This is a genomic window from Xanthomonas sp. WHRI 10207, from assembly GCF_040202975.1.
In the GTDB taxonomy this organism is placed as follows: domain Bacteria; phylum Pseudomonadota; class Gammaproteobacteria; order Xanthomonadales; family Xanthomonadaceae; genus Xanthomonas.
In genome coordinates, this window is sequence record NZ_JBEGDX010000004.1 from 238,517 (window position 1) to 255,863 (window position 17,347).

16 protein-coding genes and 2 other RNA genes are annotated in these 17,347 nt (G+C 64.2%); 15 read left to right on the top strand and 3 right to left on the bottom strand.

What is annotated here, in order from left to right; genetic code table 11:
- Positions 1-11: 11 nt before the first annotated feature.
- Both lpdA and ABQU90_RS15360 read left to right on the top strand, forming a co-directional pair.
- Positions 12-1,841: a dihydrolipoyl dehydrogenase gene (gene lpdA, locus ABQU90_RS15355; protein WP_323522491.1), complete on the top strand. Its 1,830-nt coding sequence runs from the start codon at positions 12-14 to the stop codon at positions 1,839-1,841.
- Between the two features lie 472 nt (positions 1,842-2,313).
- On the top strand, positions 2,314-3,591 hold the full coding sequence (locus ABQU90_RS15360) for a Xaa-Pro dipeptidase (protein ID WP_323522490.1): 1,278 nt from the start codon (positions 2,314-2,316) through the stop codon (positions 3,589-3,591).
- Positions 3,592-3,976: 385 nt separating this feature from the next.
- Here the strand turns inward: ABQU90_RS15360 and ABQU90_RS15365 are convergent.
- Positions 3,977-4,052: non-coding RNA, sX9 sRNA (locus ABQU90_RS15365), on the bottom strand.
- 283 nt (positions 4,053-4,335) lie between these two features.
- Here ABQU90_RS15365 and ABQU90_RS15370 point away from each other — a divergent pair.
- On the top strand, positions 4,336-5,031 hold the full coding sequence (locus tag ABQU90_RS15370) for a DUF6624 domain-containing protein (protein WP_323522489.1): 696 nt from the start codon (positions 4,336-4,338) through the stop codon (positions 5,029-5,031).
- Positions 5,032-5,083: 52 nt separating this feature from the next.
- On the opposite strand, the gene ABQU90_RS15375 is transcribed toward ABQU90_RS15370, so the two are convergent.
- Positions 5,084-5,896 carry a hypothetical protein gene (locus tag ABQU90_RS15375; RefSeq protein ID WP_055847993.1) on the bottom strand — a complete coding sequence of 271 codons (813 nt, stop codon included), beginning with the start codon at positions 5,894-5,896 and terminating at the stop codon, positions 5,084-5,086.
- Positions 5,897-6,528: 632 nt separating this feature from the next.
- Between ABQU90_RS15375 and ABQU90_RS15380 the strand changes: the two genes are divergently transcribed.
- The 10 genes from ABQU90_RS15380 to ABQU90_RS15425 all read left to right on the top strand — a co-directional run bounded on the left by ABQU90_RS15380 (position 6,529) and on the right by ABQU90_RS15425 (position 14,758).
- The gene (locus tag ABQU90_RS15380) at positions 6,529-6,894 is read left to right on the top strand and encodes a hypothetical protein (protein WP_074059361.1); all 366 of its coding nucleotides are present in this window, start codon (positions 6,529-6,531) and stop codon (positions 6,892-6,894) included.
- Between the two features lie 25 nt (positions 6,895-6,919).
- Positions 6,920-7,720, top strand: a complete 801-nt coding sequence (gene atpB / locus ABQU90_RS15385; RefSeq protein WP_055847994.1) for a F0F1 ATP synthase subunit A — start codon at positions 6,920-6,922, stop codon at positions 7,718-7,720.
- A gap of 73 nt (positions 7,721-7,793) precedes the next feature.
- Positions 7,794-8,096: a F0F1 ATP synthase subunit C gene (gene atpE / locus ABQU90_RS15390; RefSeq protein ID WP_002814105.1), complete on the top strand. Its 303-nt coding sequence runs from the start codon at positions 7,794-7,796 to the stop codon at positions 8,094-8,096.
- Positions 8,097-8,209: 113 nt separating this feature from the next.
- Positions 8,210-8,680 carry a F0F1 ATP synthase subunit B gene (locus ABQU90_RS15395; protein WP_055847997.1) on the top strand — a complete coding sequence of 157 codons (471 nt, stop codon included), beginning with the start codon at positions 8,210-8,212 and terminating at the stop codon, positions 8,678-8,680.
- Positions 8,681-8,683: 3 nt separating this feature from the next.
- Positions 8,684-9,211, top strand: a complete 528-nt coding sequence (locus tag ABQU90_RS15400; RefSeq protein ID WP_055847999.1) for a F0F1 ATP synthase subunit delta — start codon at positions 8,684-8,686, stop codon at positions 9,209-9,211.
- A gap of 47 nt (positions 9,212-9,258) precedes the next feature.
- Positions 9,259-10,806 (top strand): F0F1 ATP synthase subunit alpha, encoded by a 1,548-nt coding sequence (atpA, locus tag ABQU90_RS15405; protein ID WP_055848002.1) that lies wholly within the window; start codon positions 9,259-9,261, stop codon positions 10,804-10,806.
- A gap of 181 nt (positions 10,807-10,987) precedes the next feature.
- On the top strand, positions 10,988-11,851 hold the full coding sequence (atpG, locus tag ABQU90_RS15410) for a F0F1 ATP synthase subunit gamma (protein WP_055848004.1): 864 nt from the start codon (positions 10,988-10,990) through the stop codon (positions 11,849-11,851).
- A 124-nt stretch (positions 11,852-11,975) separates the two neighbouring features.
- Positions 11,976-13,382 carry a F0F1 ATP synthase subunit beta gene (gene atpD / locus ABQU90_RS15415; RefSeq protein ID WP_055848007.1) on the top strand — a complete coding sequence of 469 codons (1,407 nt, stop codon included), beginning with the start codon at positions 11,976-11,978 and terminating at the stop codon, positions 13,380-13,382.
- 137 nt (positions 13,383-13,519) lie between these two features.
- A complete protein-coding gene (locus tag ABQU90_RS15420; RefSeq protein ID WP_055848010.1) occupies positions 13,520-13,942 on the top strand; it encodes a F0F1 ATP synthase subunit epsilon in 423 nt (140 codons plus the stop codon).
- Positions 13,943-14,170: 228 nt separating this feature from the next.
- Complete coding sequence (locus ABQU90_RS15425) at positions 14,171-14,758, top strand: chorismate mutase (RefSeq protein WP_323522488.1); 588 nt, start codon at positions 14,171-14,173, stop codon at positions 14,756-14,758.
- Between the two features lie 403 nt (positions 14,759-15,161).
- Here the strand turns inward: ABQU90_RS15425 and ABQU90_RS15430 are convergent, their stop codons facing one another.
- Positions 15,162-15,545 (bottom strand): GtrA family protein, encoded by a 384-nt coding sequence (locus ABQU90_RS15430; RefSeq protein ID WP_323522487.1) that lies wholly within the window; start codon positions 15,543-15,545, stop codon positions 15,162-15,164.
- A 134-nt stretch (positions 15,546-15,679) separates the two neighbouring features.
- On the opposite strand from ABQU90_RS15430, the gene ABQU90_RS15435 reads away from it, so the two are divergent.
- Positions 15,680-15,755: non-coding RNA, sX9 sRNA (locus ABQU90_RS15435), on the top strand.
- Between the two features lie 80 nt (positions 15,756-15,835).
- Positions 15,836-17,200 carry a bifunctional UDP-N-acetylglucosamine diphosphorylase/glucosamine-1-phosphate N-acetyltransferase GlmU gene (gene glmU / locus ABQU90_RS15440; protein WP_323522486.1) on the top strand — a complete coding sequence of 455 codons (1,365 nt, stop codon included), beginning with the start codon at positions 15,836-15,838 and terminating at the stop codon, positions 17,198-17,200.
- Positions 17,201-17,347: the final 147 nt, after the last annotated feature.

A 17,347-nucleotide genomic window follows, 5' to 3' on the forward strand; every position in this document is an offset into this window, starting at 1 on the left:
AGGAGAAGCAAATGGCGGTCATTGAAATCAAGGTTCCTGACATCGGCGATTACAGCGATGTCCCCGTCATCGAAGTGCTGGTCGCCGTGGGCGACAGCGTGGCCAAGGACCAGGGCCTGGTCACGCTGGAATCGGACAAGGCCACGCTGGAAGTGCCGTCTTCGGCTGCCGGTGTGGTCAAAGAGCTCAAGGTCAAGATTGGCGACAACCTGTCCGAAGGCGCCGTGGTGCTGCTGCTGGAAACCGAAGGCGAGGCCGCCGCGCCTGCGCCCGCCAAGGCCGAGACCAAGGCCGCCGCGCCTGCAGCTCCCGCGGCCGCCGCACCCGGCAGCAAGCCGCCGGTGACGCCGTCGCACCGCGCCCCGGCCGAGCCGGCAGCGCCCAAGCCGGCGCTGGCCAGCGGCAAGACCGCGGACATCGACTGCAAGATGGTGGTGCTCGGCGCCGGCCCCGGCGGCTATACCGCTGCGTTCCGCGCTGCCGACCTGGGCCTGGACACGGTGCTGATCGAGCGCTACGCCAGCCTCGGCGGCGTCTGCCTCAACGTCGGCTGCATCCCGTCCAAGGCGCTGCTGCATGCCGCCGCGGTGATCGACGAAGTGGCCCATGCCGGCGATTTCGGCGTGGACTTCGGCCAGCCCAAGATCACCCTGTACAAGCTGCGCGAGTACAAGGAAAAAGTGGTCGGCAAGCTCACCGGCGGCCTGGCCAGCATGGCCAAGCAGCGCAAGGTGCGCACCGTCACCGGTGTGGCCAGTTTCGTCTCGCCCAACGAGTTGGAGATCGTCGGCGACGACGGCAAGACGCAGCTGCTGCGCTTCGAGCATTGCGTCATCGCCGCCGGGTCGCAGGCGGTGAAGTTGCCCAACTTCCCGTGGGACGACAAGCGCGTGATGGACTCCACCGACGCGCTGGAACTGCACGACATTCCCAAGACCCTGCTGGTGGTCGGCGGCGGCATCATTGGCCTGGAAATGGCCACGGTGTACAGCGCGTTGGGCAGCAAGGTCACTGTGGTCGAGTTTATGGATCAGCTGATGCCGGGCGCCGACAAGGACCTGGTCAAGCCGCTGGCCGATCGCCTGAAGAAGCAGGGCGTCGAGGTCCATCTCAAGACCAAGGCTACCGACGTGAAGGCCGACAAGAGCGGCATCACCGTGTCCTTCGAAGCGGCCGTGGAGGGCGAGAAGCCCGGCCTGCAGGCGACTGCCTTCGATCGCGTGCTGGTGGCCGTGGGCCGCTCGCCCAACGGCAAGAAGATCGGTGCGGAGAAGGCGGGCGTCACCGTCACCGAGCGCGGCTTCATTCCGGTGGACCGGCAGATGCGCACCAACGTGCCGCACATCTTCGCCATCGGCGACATCGTCGGCAACCCGATGCTGGCGCACAAGGCCACCCACGAAGGCAAGCTGGCCGCTGAAGTGGCGGCCGGCGAGAAAAAGGAATGGGTGGCGCGGGTGATTCCGTCGGTGGCGTACACCAACCCGGAAATCGCCTGGGTCGGCGTCACCGAGAACGAAGCCAAGGCCAAGGGCCTGAAGGTCGGCGTGGCCAAGTTCCCGTGGGCCGCCAGCGGCCGCGCGATCGGCATCGGCCGCACCGAAGGCTTCACCAAGCTGATCTTCGACGAAGACACCCACCGCATCATCGGTGGCGCCATCGTCGGCGTGCATGCCGGTGACCTGTTGGCCGAGATTGGCCTGGCGATCGAGATGGGTGCCGAAGCCGAAGACATCGGCCACACCATCCACGCGCATCCGACCCTGAGCGAATCGGTCGGCATGGCGGCCGAGGTGTACGACGGCACCATCACCGACCTGTACATCCCGAAGAAGAAGTAACAGCTCGCCTCGGCTGCTGTCAGCAACGCCCCGCCTTGTGCGGGGCGTTGTCGTGATGGGGATTGGTGCGCGTGATCGCTTTTGCTGTGGTCGTTGCCTGTGCAGTTGCAGTGGCGGTGCCGGTGCCGTGCCATGCGTGTGGTAGGGGTCAAGTGCATGCGGCGCTACTGCGCACGCGCGGATTTTTCCGCGGTTTCCAGCGTGGTACGCAGCCGCATGTGGCGACCCCGCTTGGCGGCTGCACTCGATCGCATGCGTCGACAATGCTGACCCCTGCAAGCGGATTTCGCAGGTCATCCGGCAGCCTCCAGTCTGGGCGGGTGGCGCTCGTGCATCGCGCGCGCGCCAGGCAGGGCTGACGCCGCCGCGCATGGCATTGCCACAGTGGGATCTCCGTGGCGCTTGCACAGCCCGCAGTGCGCTTGCACCATCGGGTTGCGGACACGCCGTTCGCAGCTCAGGGACGACCCCGATGTCGAAGATGCGTTTGCCGGCGCTGCTCGCCGCTGCTGGCTGCCTGTGTGCCTCGCTGTGTGCGTACGCACAGACCACCGTGATCACCGCCGCGCGCCTGCTGGACGTGCAGACCGGCCGCTATGTGGACAAACCGCAGATCGAAGTGGCCGCCCGCCGTATCACCCGCGTCGGTCGGCAGGGCGATCCGCTGCCGGCCGATGCGCAGCGCATCGATCTGGGCGAGCGCACGCTGTTGCCGGGGTTGATCGACATGCATGTGCATCTCACCGTGGACCCCACCCTGGGCGGCTATAAGGGACTGGAGTACACCGACAATTTCTGGACCGTGGTCGGTGTGGCCAATGCCGCAAAAACGCTGCGCGCAGGCTTCACCACGGTGCGCAATGTCGGTTCGCTCAACTACGACGATGTCGCGCTCAAGCAGGCGATCGAGCGCGGCACCGTGCCCGGCCCGCGCATCGTGCCGGCGACCTATGGCATCGGCGCGACCGGTGGCCACTGCGATGCCACCGAATTCCCGCCCTCGGTCAAGGTCACCGGCCCCGGTGTCGCCGATGGTCCGGACGCGATCCGCGCCGCGGTGCGGACGCTGCGTAAATACGGCGCAGAAGTGATCAAGTTCTGCGGTACCGGCGGAGTGCTGTCCAAGACCGACAGCGTCGGCGGGCAGCAATACAGCCTGGAGGAAATGCGCGCGCTGGTGGACGAAGCGCACCGGTTGGGCCTGAAGGTCGCCGTGCACGCGCATGGCACCGCCGGCATCAACGATGCGATTCGCGCCGGTGCCGACACCATCGAGCACGCCAGCCTGGCCGATGCGGAGTCCTTCAAGCTGGCCAAGGCGCATGGCACCTGGTTTTCGATGGACATCTACAACGACGACTACATCCTTGCCGAGGGCGAAAAGAACGGCCTGTTCGCCGAATCGCTGGAAAAGGAGCGCCAGATCGGGCGCAAGCAGCGTGAGACCTTCCGCGCCGCGCACGCGGCCGGCGTCAAGCTGGTGTTCGGCAGCGATGGCGGCGTGTATCCCAACGGCGACAACGCCCGCCAGTTCGCCAAGATGGTGGAGTGGGGCATGACGCCATTGGAAGCGATCCGCGCCGCCACCGTGGATGCGGCAGAGGCCCTGGGGCGCAGCAGTGACGTCGGCGCCATCGCCCCGGGCCGCTACGCCGATCTGATTGCGGTCAGCGGCGATCCGCTGCAGGACGTCACCGTGCTGCGGCAGGTAGAGGGCGTGATCAAGGGCGGCGAACGCGTCGCCGAGTGAGCACCCTGGCGCTCGCCGGTGCTTAGCTGCAGCGTGCCGCTGGTTGACGATGCCCGCGTCGTTGGTGCGCTGATCGACAAGCGACTCATCGAGTAGCGTGGCAACGCGATCAGAACTGGAAAGAGCACGCAAAACCGCGCGTCCGCAGGCAAGGGCGGCATGGGCGTTACAAGCCGGCCGATGACATGGCTGCGCAACCGCGCCCCAGAGCGGCTAACAGAACGTAGCCAGCAGTCGTCAGGTGGGTATGGCGGCACAAGCCGGCCGATGGCGTGGCTGCGCAACCGCGCCCCAAAGCGGCTAACAGGACGTAGCCAGCAGTCGTCAGGTGGGTATGGCGGCACAAGCCGGCCGATGACATGGCTGCGCAACCGCGCCCCAGAGCGGTTAGCAGGACGTAGCCAGCAGTCGTCAGGTGGGTATGGACGACGCGGACGAACCGGAGTGAACGCGAGGTCCATGCGGCAGCGCGGACCGGCCGCCCCCGCATGTCGGTGAGCAAAGTCGTGTTGTTAGCCGCCCTTACCCGGAACCGGATGTGGATGACATCCCTGCGGGGGGCAACGTCTGCGCACGATGCCGACAACGCCGGCGCCCGCTCAGCCGCTGCAAGACCCCGTCGCCCCGTCTTGCACGAGGCATCGTGGCTGGGGCATGTTGCAAGTGAAAGCTGTCCGGATGTCCGGCCACGCAGTCCATCACAGGGAGTGTCTATCGATGCGCAAGGCCGTGCTCGGAATAGGGATGAGCTGCATGCTCGCGACGGTGACCGCCGCAGCTGCGTCCACGCAGGACGATCCGGAGATGGCGGCGGCGCTGGCCAAATGCCCAAGTGCGGCGGCGTTCGTGCGCGCGCAGGAGCAGGCCAAGGCGGATGCCGCGACCGCCACGCCTGCCGAGGCGACGGCGGCTCCCAGCGCCCCCGCATTGCGCGCGCGGTTGCTGGAGATGGAGCGCCTGGATCAACAGGTCCGCAACGGTGACTGGTCGCAGGAAGCGATGGGCAAGATGGTGGTGATGGACGCCGAGCATCTGCCGCAGATGCGTCGCATCGTCGCCGAACACGATGGTTTGCCCAGCGTGGCGCAGGTCGGACGCGACGGCGTGGCCGCCGCCTGGCTGCTGGTGCAGCATGCCGACGCCGATCCGGCCTTGCAGGAGCGCGTGCTGGGCACGCTGACCCGGCATGGCGCACGCAGTGGCGAGGTGTCGGCGCATCAACTGGTGTTGCTGACCGATCGCGTGCTCATCGCGAACGGCAAGCCGCAGCGTTACGGCAGCCAACTGATCCCAGAGCAGGGACGTTGGGTATCCAAGCCGATCGCCGATCCGGCGCAGGTGGACGTACTGCGCGCCGGCATGGACGAGATGCCGCTGGCCGACTACGTGTGCGTGGCCACCCAGCTGTTCCCGGTGCCGTCGACGCCGCCCGGCAGCTGAAACGCGAACGGCCCGCACAGGGCGGGCCGTTCGCTTGCAACAGTGGCGCAGATCAGAACGCGAACGTCACGCCTGCCACCGGGCCCTTGAACTCCTGCTTCAGGCCGATCAAGCCATCGCTGCCGCGCTGGTCGACATCGAGCTTGAACCAGTCGTAGCCGGCGAAGATGCCGAAGTTCTTGGTGAAGCGGTATTCGGCAATCGCGTTGGCGCGGCTCAGGTCGCCCTCGTAGTCGTCGAAGTTGCCCCAGCTGGTGTTGAGGTACTGACCCTGCACGTTGAACAGCCAATGCTCGCTCGGACGCGCGGTGAAGCGGACGCCAACCACCGGCGCAACGCCATCGGCCTTCTCGTCCAGCACATCGCCGGAGAACACGCTGCCCAGATCGGCATACGCATTGGCTTCGACCTTGGCGTATTCGGCACCGATCTGCAGGCCCAGGCTGAATTCCGGCGAATCGATCACCGAGTAGTCGTACACCAGGGTCGCGACCTGATACTTCAGCTCACCCTTGATGAAGCTACCGGTCGGCACGGTCACGCCACCGGCGCTCAGATCCTGGGTCAGGGTCTCGCGGCGATCCTTGTCGTACTTGAAGTAATCGAAGATCAGGCGCTGACGGGTGCTGATGCGGAACACGCCATCGACGCGCGGCTCCCATTCCTTGCCGCCCAGCTTGAAATCTTCGTTGACCGACACATTGTTGCCTGCCACCAGCGTGTTGCCACGGATGGTGTTGTCGTTGTCCACATTCATCGCACCGAGGCGAATCTGGAAGCGGTCATCGCTATCTTCGGCGTGCGCGGGGGCGACATAGGCGACGGCCAGAACGCACGGGATCGCCAGTGCGAGAAGGTGTTTCATGGGGAGCTCCGTAATCTTGGAATGGTCAGGCCGATGGGCCAGTGGCGCGCACTATCGATAAGGCAGCGTCTTTCGAAAGTGAAGAACTCGTCGCACACATGTGAAGGCCGATATAGCAATCGGACAAAACGGTCCACAGGCTCAACAGGCATGGGCATCGCGCGCAGGGCGCGGCAAATCCAGGGTTGAAGACGACCCGCGCAAAGTGTGTCCCAGTGCATACCATCAGGTACGGTCATGGCCGCCAACTGCGCAACGGATGACGTTTCACACGCTGCGGTGCCCGAACCCAGCCACTGCACAGATCGAAACATCGTGCAGTGCGGCGGATTGGACCGCGGATGGGAAAGTGTCAGGGTGCGACAAAATGCGTAAAAAGCGGGAGCCCCGGTCTCCCAGGGCTCCCATACGCGACCTGCGGCGGTACCTTTCGACGAGGATGTGCAGGCCTCGCAGGTTCTGACCGCCGGTTTGTGGCAAAGTTCCCACCCGCCGCCACGACGCATGCTTGGTGCATTGCAGCAGCGAATGACTTCTGCCGGTTGTCTCGCAATTTGTCCCATTGCTATACTTTCGCGGCTCGACGAGGCGCAACTGCGCTTCCCCCCTCATTCACACGTAAGGTAACCGTAGTGCTGAACTCCGTTGACGCGGGTCGGCGGTTGATGCTGCGCGCTGCGGTATATCCGCTTGCTGCTGTAGCTATAACCAGTCTGGGGTTGCTGTTGGTCGGTCCCCGTTACTCTGCCGGTCTGGCATTGACCGGGTTTGCGACGGTACTGGGCGGTTGGGTTGCGGCACGCACCGCGCTCGGCGGCGGCATCCAGGCAGCAGGCATCGCGATGGTGCGGTTGGTGCTGGCGATGGTGCTGAAGTGGGTGTTGGTATTTGCGGCGTTGTCGCTGGGCTTTGCCCTGTGGCGGTTGCCTCCTCTGGCTCTGTTGGCAGGTATCGCCATCGGGTTGATTTTTCAGGTTCTGGCTCTGGCCAGGCGTTGATTCGAACTTAAAGGGCTCCAGACACATGGCGGGCGAGGCAGCAACACCTACCTCCTATATCCAGCATCACTTGCAGAACCTGATCTATCCGGTTCGCGAGGGTGGCGGCACGTTTTGGACCATCCACGTCGATACCCTGGTCATGGCCGTGTTGATGGGCCTGGTCATGGTGCTGGCGTTCTGGACGGCGACCCGCAATGCCACGGCCGGCGTGCCGGGCAAGTGGCAGGCATTCGTGGAAATCTGCCTGGAGTTCGTCGACCGGCAGGCCAAGGACACCTATCACGGCAGCAGCAAGCTGGTGACGCCGATCGCGATCACCATCTTCTTCTGGATCCTGTTGATGAATCTCCTCAAGATGGTTCCGGCCGACTTCATCGCCATTCCGCTCGGTTGGGCAGGCATCCACGCCTGGAAGCCGGTGCCCACCGCCGACGTCAATGCCACCTTGGGCATGTCGATCAGCGTGTTCTTCCTGATGATCGTCTTCTCGCTGCGCTCCAAGGGCGTTGGCGGCATGACCAAGGAATTCCTGACGGCGCCGTTCGGCAAATGGATGATGCCGTTCAACCTGCTTTTGAACATCGTCGAGTGGCTGAGCAAGCCGATTTCGTTGGCGATGCGACTGTTCGGCAACATGTTCGGCGGCGAGATCGTCTTCCTGCTGATCTGGGTGCTGGGCGGTGCGGGCATCGCCGGCATGGTCGCTGGCGGCGTATTCGGCCTTGGCTGGATGCTGTTCCACCTGTTGGTGATTCCGCTGCAGGCCTTCATTTTCATGATGCTGTCGATCGTGTATCTGAGCCTTGCGGAAGACAGTCACTGAGTTTCGCTACACCCTTCATACGCTTCATCTCGATTCATCCATCACCCTTAGAAACTTTCGTTCGGAGATCACCATGTACCTCGCCGTCCTGACCAACCTCGCTCAAGTCCAGAGCTCCACCGTCCTCGCCGTCGGCATCATGATCGGCCTGGCCGCGCTGGGTGCCGGCCTCGGTCTGGCCATCATGGCTGGCAAGTTCCTGGAATCGGCCGCGCGCCAGCCGGAACTGATTCCGGTGCTGCAGGTGCGTATGTTCATCACCGCCGGCTTGATCGACGCCGCGTTCATCATCAGCGTCGCCGTCGGCCTGCTGTTCGCCTTCGCCAACCCGCTGGCCCAGGTGTTCATCGAGCGTCTGTCGCAGGCTGCCGGCTGATCCAGCGGTAGCAGGATGTGGATGCAGCCAGTGCGGCTGCGCCCGCGGATGAAGGTCGGAAAGCGTCGCCACTGCGGCGGCGCTTTCACCCCTAAACAGCGATTGAGCGACCCATGGATATCACCCTTACCATCTTTGCCCAGGCGCTGGCCTTCGCCGGTCTGATCTGGATCGTCGCGACCAAAATCTGGCCGCCGCTGCTGCAGGCGATCGAAGAGCGTCAGCAAAAGATCGCTGAAGGTCTGGCTGCCGCCGATCGTAGTCAGAAGGATCTGGCGCAGGCCCAGGAAAAGGTCAACGAAGCACTGAAAGACGCACGCACCAAGGCCAACGAGATCATCGATCAGGCCCATGCGCGCGCCAATCAGATCATCGAAGCGGCCAAGCTCGAGGCGATTGCCGAAGCCAACCGTCAGAAGGATCTGGCCCAGACCGAAATCGACGCATCTGCCACCCGTGCCCGCGAAGAACTGCGCAAGCAGATCTCGGTGCTGGCGGTCAGCGGCGCCGAGAAGCTGCTCAAGCGCGAAATCGACGCCAACGCTCACAAGGCGCTGCTCGACGAGCTGGCGGCGGAGATTTAACCGATGAGTCAGGCCCTCACACTTGCCCGTCCCTACGGCCGTGCCGCGTTTGCAATCGCGCGTGAGGGCGGCACGTTCGCGCCCTGGTCCGATGCGCTGGCGTTTTCGGCGCAGGTGGCCGGCGACCCACGCGTGGCTGCGCTGCTGCTCAACCCGGCCCTGCGCCAGGAACAGGCAGTGACGTTGCTGGCGCCGCCGCAGGCTGGCGAACACTATCTGCGTTTCCTCGGCCTGCTGGCCGATGCGCATCGGCTGTCGCTGTTGCCGGAAGTGGCGGGGCTGTACGAACAGCTGCGTGCCGAGGCCGAGCATGTCGTCAAGGCGACCGTGACATCGGCCACCGAGATGACGCCGGCCGAGCTGGACACGATCGCCGCTGCACTGAAGAAGCGTTTTGGCCGCGAGGTGGACATCACCACCGCGGTAGATGCATCGCTGATCGGCGGCGCGGTGATCGACACCGGCGACGTGGTCATCGACGGCTCGCTGAAGGGCAAGCTCGCGCGTCTGCAAAGCTCGCTCGCCCACTGAATTCACATAAACGCATGGCCCTCGCGGCCGGCACCTAGGACTGAACGATGGCAACCACGCTCAACCCCTCCGAAATCAGCGACCTGATCAAGACCCGCATCGAGACGGTCAAGCTGTCCGCGGAGTCGCGCAACGAAGGCTCCGTGACCAGCGTGTCCGACGGCATCGTGCGCATCTTCGGCCTGGCCGACGTGATGCAGGGCGAAATGATCGAACTGCCCAACAACACCTTCGCCCTGGCGTTGAACCTGGAGCGCGATTCGGTCGGCGCCGTGGTGTTGGGCGATTACGAAAACCTGCGCGAAGGCGACGTGGCCAAGACCACCGGTCGCATCCTGGAAGTGCCGGTGGGTCCGGAGCTGCTGGGTCGCGTGGTCAACGCACTGGGCGAGCCGATCGACGGCAAGGGCCCGCTGGGTGCCACCCAGACCGCACCGGTCGAGCGCGTTGCGCCGGGCGTGATCTGGCGTAAGTCGGTCGACCAGCCGGTGCAGACCGGTTACAAGTCGGTCGATGCGATGATCCCGATCGGCCGCGGTCAGCGTGAGCTGGTCATCGGCGACCGTCAGACCGGCAAGACCGCGCTGGCGATCGATGCGGTGATCAACCAGAAGGGCACCGGCATCAAGTGCGTGTACGTGGCGATCGGCCAGAAGGCCTCGACCGTTGCCAACATCGTGCGCAAGCTCGAAGAAAACGGCGCGCTGGCGCACACCGTGGTGGTGGCGGCGACCGCGTCCGAATCGGCCGCGATGCAGTACATCAGCCCGTATGCCGGCTGCACCATGGGCGAGTACTTCATGGACCGCGGCGAAGACGCGCTGATCGTGTACGACGATCTGTCCAAGCAGGCCGTGGCCTACCGCCAGATCTCGCTGCTGCTCAAGCGCCCGCCGGGCCGTGAAGCCTACCCGGGCGACGTGTTCTACCTGCACTCCCGCCTGCTGGAGCGCGCAGCGCGCGTGTCCGAGGAATACGTGGAGAAGTTCACCAACGGTGCGGTGACCGGCAAGACCGGCTCGCTGACGGCGCTGCCGATCATCGAAACGCAGGCCGGCGACGTGTCCGCGTTCGTGCCGACCAACGTGATCTCGATCACCGACGGCCAGATCTTCCTGGAAACCGACCTGTTCAACGCCGGTATCCGTCCGGCCGTGAACGCCGGTATCTCGGTGTCGCGCGTCGGTGGTGCGGCCCAGACCAAGATCATCAAGAAGCTGTCCGGCGGCATTCGTATCTCGCTGGCGCAGTACCGTGAGCTGGCGGCGTTCGCGCAGTTCGCCTCGGATCTGGACGAAGCCACCCGCAAGCAGCTCGAGCGCGGTCAGCGCGTCACCGAGCTGATGAAGCAGAAGCAGTACGCACCGATGTCCATCGCCAACCAGGCGCTGTCGATCTACGCCGTCAACGAGGGTTACCTCGATGAAGTGCCGGTCAACAAGCTGCTGGCGTTTGAAGAAGGCCTGCACGCGCACTTCGCCAACACCCAGGGCGAGTTGATCTCCAAGATCAACAGCACCGGCGGTTGGGACAACGACATCGAAGCCGCGTTCAAGAAGGGCATCGCAGAGTTCAAGACCACCGGCACCTGGTAAGGCGCCGGGATTCGGGATTGGGCATTCGGGATTTGTAGGAGCGGTGGTTCGGGGCGTTGGCCCATGTCGAATCACCGCTGCCGAATCCCAGATTTAGGAATTAGAGAGTCGTGAAGTGGGACGCGGGAGGCTCTGGCCATTCCCGATTCCCGATTCCCGATTCTCACGAGCGGAGCGAGCAATGGCAGGCGGACGCGAAATCAAAACCAAGATCAAGAGCGTGCAGAACACCCGCAAGGTGACGCGCGCGCTCGAAATGGTCTCGGCCTCCAAGATCCGCAAGGCGCAGGAGCGCATGAAGACCTCGCGTCCGTATGCGCAGGCGATGAAGCAGGTAATCGGGCATCTGGCGCAGGCCAGCACCGATTTTCAGCATCCGTTTCTGGTCGAGCGTGAGCAGGTCAAGCGGGTCGGTTACATCGTGATCTCTTCCGACCGCGGCTTGGCCGGCGGTCTGAACAACAACCTGTTCCGCAAGATGCTGGGCGAAGTGCGCCCGTGGCAGGACAAGGGCGCCGAGATCGACGTGGTGACCATCGGTCAGAAGGCGTCGGCGTTCTTCCGTCGCATCAAGGTCAACATGGTCGGCAGCGTGACCCATCTGGGCGATAGCCCACAGGTCGAACAGCTGATCGGTGTGATCAAGGTGATGATCGATGCCTTCATCGACGGCAAGGTCGACCGCGTGTATCTGGTCTACAACCGCTTCGTGAACACGATGACGCAGAAGGCCAGCTTCGATCAGCTGCTGCCGCTGCCGGCCGCCGAGCACAAGGTGGCGCATCACGATTGGGACTACCTGTACGAACCCGATGCCGCGACCGTGCTGGAGCACGTGATGACGCGCTACATCGAGTCGCTGGTGTACCAGGCCGTGCTGGAAAACGTCGCGTCAGAACATGCCGCGCGCATGGTGGCGATGAAGGCCGCCAGCGACAACGCCAACAAGATGATCGGCACCTTGCAACTGATCTACAACAAGGCACGTCAGGCGGCGATCACCCAGGAAATTTCGGAAATCGTCAGCGGCGCGGCCGCTGTCTAGCCGGGAATGGAGAATCGTGAAACGGGAATAGGCAAGGCTTCGGTGCTCTTGATCTTCCCATTCCCCATTCTCGATTTCCCATTCCCGACACAAGAATCGAACAGACATTAGTGGAGTTATCCAAATGAGTCAGGGCAAGATCGTTCAGATCATCGGCGCGGTCGTCGACGTCGAGTTCCAGCGCAACGAAGTACCCAAGGTCTATCACGCGCTGAAGGTCGAAGGCACCGCCATCACCCTGGAAGTGCAGCAGCAGCTCGGCGACGGCGTCGTGCGCACCATTGCGCTCGGCTCCACCGACGGCTTGAAGCGCAACCTGTTGGCGACCAACACCGAGCGCGCCATTTCGGTGCCGGTCGGCGCCGGTACGCTGGGCCGCATCATGGACGTGCTGGGTCGTCCGATCGACGAAGCCGGCGACGTGCAGGCAGCGGACCATTGGGAAATCCACCGCGCCGCACCGTCGTACGAAGACCAGTCGTCCAGCACCGAGTTGCTGGAAACCGGCATCAAGGTCATCGACCTGATGTGCCCGTTCGCCAAGGGCGGCAAGGTCGGCCTGTTCGGCGGCGCCGGCGTCGGCAAGACCGTCAACATGATGGAACTGATCAACAACATCGCCAAGGCGCACTCGGGTCTGTCCGTGTTTGCCGGCGTGGGCGAGCGTACCCGTGAGGGCAACGACTTCTACCACGAGATGAAAGATTCCAACGTTCTGGACAAGGTCGCGATGGTGTACGGCCAGATGAACGAGCCGCCGGGCAACCGTCTGCGCGTGGCGCTGACCGGCCTGACCATGGCTGAGTACTTCCGCGACGAGAAGGACGAGAACGGCAAGGGCAAGGACGTGCTGCTGTTCGTCGACAACATCTACCGCTACACGCTGGCCGGTACCGAAGTGTCGGCGCTGCTCGGCCGTATGCCGTCGGCAGTGGGTTACCAGCCGACCCTGGCCGAAGAAATGGGCGTGTTGCAGGAGCGCATCACCTCGACCAAGAGCGGTTCGATCACCTCGATCCAGGCCGTGTACGTGCCTGCGGACGACCTGACCGACCCGTCGCCGGCGACCACCTTCGCCCACTTGGATTCCACCGTTACGCTGAGCCGTAACATCGCTTCGCTGGGCATCTACCCGGCCGTGGATCCGCTGGATTCCACCAGCCGTCAGATGGATCCGCTGGTGATCGGCAACGAGCATTACGACACCGCCCAGCGCGTCCAGCAGACCTTGCAGAAGTACAAGGAACTGAAGGACATCATCGCGATCCTGGGCATGGACGAGCTGAGCGAAGAAGACAAGCAGTCGGTGTCGCGCGCACGCAAGATCGAGCGTTTCTTCAGCCAGCCGTTCCACGTGGCCGAAGTGTTCACCGGCTCGCCGGGTAAGTACGTGTCGCTGAAGGACACCATCCGCGGCTTCAAGGCGATCTGCGATGGCGAATACGATCACCTGCCGGAGCAGGCGTTCTACATGGTCGGCAATATCGAAGAAGCCGTCGAGAAAGCCAACAAGATGAGCTCCAAGGCTTAACGGCCGGGATTTGGCATTCGGGATTCGGGATTTGGTACGGCGGTGAGCGGGAGCGTGATTGGTGGTCGTGGCGGCGAATGCGCTGTTGCCAATCCCCAATCCCGACTCCCTAATCCCCACCTCACAAGGTAGGCACCATGAGCACTATTCGTTGCGACATCGTCAGCGCCGAGAAGGAAATCTTCCACGGTGAGGCGACGCTGGTCGTGGCCACCGGCGAACTGGGCGAGCTGGGCATTGCGCCCAAGCACGCGCCGCTGATCACCCGCCTGAAGCCGGGCAAGGTGGTGGTCACCACCGCCAGCGGCGAACAGCTGGATTTCGCCATCTCCGGCGGCATCCTGGAAGTGCAGCCGCAGGTGGTGACCGTGCTGGTCGACACCGCGATACGGGCGCAGGACATCGACGAGGCTGCGGTCCGCAAGGTCAAGGAAGAAGCCGAGCGTTTGCTGGCCAACCGTGGCGACACGGTGGACGTGGCCCAGGCGCAGCGTCAGCTGGCCGAGGCGACCGTGCAATTGCAGGCGCTGGAGCGGTTGCGCCGCACCCTCAAGCACTGATCGATTGCCTGCCCCATTGTCTGTGGGCAAGCGACATGCTCCAGCTGTAATGCCGCAGGCAGATGTGGATTGGAAACGCCGACCTTCGTGTCGGCGTTTTCGTTTTTGGAGATGTGCCTGCGTGGCACAAGGCCGCGTGTTGTGGACAGCGCGCACACTGCGTGGCTCGTCGCTATGCAGCGCTTCACTGCGCGATGGCATGGTCACCCCCGACATTGAGGATACCCCATGACCCGCTCGATCGATGGCTTACGCGGTTATGCACTGACGTGCACGCTTGCAGTTGCACTGCTGGGTTGCGCGCTTCCGGTACGCAGCCAGCCGCCGCTGGATCCGCTGCTGGATCGCATCGTGCAACGCAATGCGATCGGCGATGCGGTGGCGCTGAGCAAGTGGGATAGCGGCAAGCCGGTGCTGGACCAGGCACGCGAAGCGGCGGTGCTGCAGAGCGTGCGCGATCAGGCGCCGGCGCACGGGCTGGATGCCGACGACGCGGCGCGCTTCTTTGCCGCGCAGATCGAGGCCAATAAATCGGTGCAGTACGCGCTGCTGAGCCATTGGCACGAACGTGGGCGTGCGCCGGACACCGCACGCCCGGATCTGGCCGCACTGCGCGCGCGCCTGGACCAGTTGCAGGGCGAGTTGCTCGACGCGCTGGCCGATGCCGCAGCGGCGCGGTCGGCGGCGCAATGCTCGGCCAGCACGGCACATGCGGCGGCACATTACGCTGGGCAATGGCAGCTGGATGCCTTGCATCGTGCGGCACTGGTGCGTGGCCTGGGCGACTTTTGCCTGCAGGCACCCGCCAAGAGCTAGCGCGGTGTGGTCGGCACACGGCGCGGTGGCGCAACGCGACTGCCGTGATGATGTTTCAGCAAGGTCGACGCAGTTCCATACGAACCAAGCCGCCGCAGGGCGCCGCGCGGCTTCCACCTCGATCGCAATCCGCCTGTAAACGCAATCGAGGTGATGCAGCCGGCAGCGGGGCAATGTGCAGCGCTTGCTGGCTGCCGTTTTCCTGCAACAGATGGGGTGTGCTGTCGCCGTGGTGCGCAAAGGCGGTGCGTTGGCAGATGCCGCTCTTAAGCTTCGTCAGCGTGTGGACAGCGCACACTTGGTGGACGCCTGCAGTGCGCGCGTTGTGGAGTGACTGAAGCGGGAAACAGTCGGCTGCCTTGGTTCAACGACGTGCGCTCCAGCCTCGGTCGCCCGCGCGCGTTCAGCGATACACCACGTGCCGGCCAAGGAAGAACGACACGATCGCCAGCCCGCCTTCGACCAGTGGCTTGGCCAGCCAGGCCTGGCGCAGGCCGACCAGATCCACCGTTGCCGACAGCAGCCAGGTGCTGATCAGCGTCAACGCCAGCCACATCACCGCAAAGCGGCGGAAACGCTGCCAGCCCAGCCGCGTGCCACCTTGTTGGGCGAAGGTGTAGCGGCCGTTGAGCCAGAACCCAAGCACCGCGCCGCTGATGCGCCCGAGCAGATTGGCCGGCACCGTCGGCATGCCGGCGGCGGTGGCGGCGATGAAGATGCCGCAATCCACAGCCAATTGCAGGCCGCCAATCAGGGTGAACTGGCTGCCTTGGCGAAACAGGCTCATGCGTGTCGGGGACGAAGAAAGGGCGCCCATCCTAGCGGCCGCAGTGCTAAAAAAGTTGTCATCGCGTGTTTAAGAGCAGCTAACAAAACGACTGTGCTCACCGTCAGGCGGGCGCGGCTGGTGTTCGGTGCGGCATGTACCACTTATACACTCCGGTTCCTTCGCGCCGCCCGCACCCACCTGACGACTGCTCGCTACGTGTTGTTAGCCGCTCTAAGACATCGATCGAGCACGCGGTTTTGCATGGCTGCGACTAGAATTTAGCCAATCTCCCGCCTTTGGAATTTTTGATGACCCTGCCCCTGCACGTCGTGATCCTGGCTGCGGGCGAGGGCAAGCGCATGCGCTCGTCCCTGCCCAAGGTGCTGCAGCCGTTGGCGGGCCAGCCGATGTTGGCGCATGTCATCGCCACCGCACGGCAGCTGCAGCCGGCCGCGATCCATATCGTCTACGGGCATGGCGGCGATCAGGTGCGTGCCGCATTTGCCGGGCAGGCCGATCTGCAGTGGGCCGAGCAACAGCAGCAGCTGGGCACCGGCCACGCGGTACAGCAGGCGATGGATGCGATCCCGGATGCGGCCACCGTGCTGGTGCTTTACGGCGATGTGCCGCTGATCCAGAGCGAGAGCCTGCTGCAATTGCTGCATGCGCCCGGCCGGATGGCGGTGCTGGTCGCCGAGCTTGCCAACCCTGCCGGCTATGGACGCATCCTGCGCGATGCCGAAGGCAAGGTGGCGGCGATCGTCGAGCAGAAGGACGCCAACGACGAGCAGCGACGCATCCGCACCATCAACACCGGCATCCTTACCGCCGAATCCACCGCGTTGCGACGTTGGCTGGGTGGCTTGTCCAACAACAATGCGCAGGGCGAGTTCTATCTCACCGACGTGTTTGCCAGCGCCGCCGCCGATTTCACCCCGGCCGACATGGTGCATGTGGGCGACCCGCAGGATGTGGAAGGCGCCAACGACCCCTGGCAACTCGCTCAGCTCGAACGCGCCTGGCAGCTGCGTGCGGCGCGTGCGCTATGCCTGCAGGGCGTGCGCATGGCCGACCCGGCGCGCGTGGAGCAGCGCGGCACGGTGCAGGTGGGGCGCGATGTGCAACTGGATATCGATGTGATTCTGGAAGGCGATGTGACGCTGGGCGATGACGTGGTGATTGGCCCGTTCGTACGCTTGCGCGATGTCACGCTGGGCGCCGGCACCCAGGTACGTGCGCACTGCGATCTGGAGGGCGTGGTGACCGAGGGTGCGGTGATGATCGGCCCGTTCGCGCGGTTGCGTCCGGGCACGCTGTTGGCCGATGGCGTGCATATCGGTAACTTCGTCGAGACCAAGAAGGTCACGATGGGGGTGGGTAGCAAAGCCAATCACCTCACTTACCTGGGCGATGCGGTGATCGGCAGCAAGGTCAATATCGGCGCCGGCACCATCACCTGCAACTACGATGGCGTGAACAAGTCGCAGACCACCATCGGCGATAACGCGTTCGTCGGTTCCAACAGCGCGTTGGTGGCGCCGATCGAGATCGGAGCCAATGCCACCATCGGTGCGGGCTCGGTGATCACGCGCGATGCGCCGGCCGGCCAGCTCAGCGTTGCGCGCCCGCGTCAGACCGTGATCGAAGGCTGGGAGCGGCCGACCAAGAAGTAGCATGGAGCGCTATCGCGGTGCGGACGCAGGAGACAGCAGTTGTGCTCTGCTGCAATGGTGGACTGCGTTTCGGGCCATGACGGAAGGTGCACGATGCAGCTACGACCAGACACGCTGTTGATCCTGCTACGCGGCGCGGCTGATAGA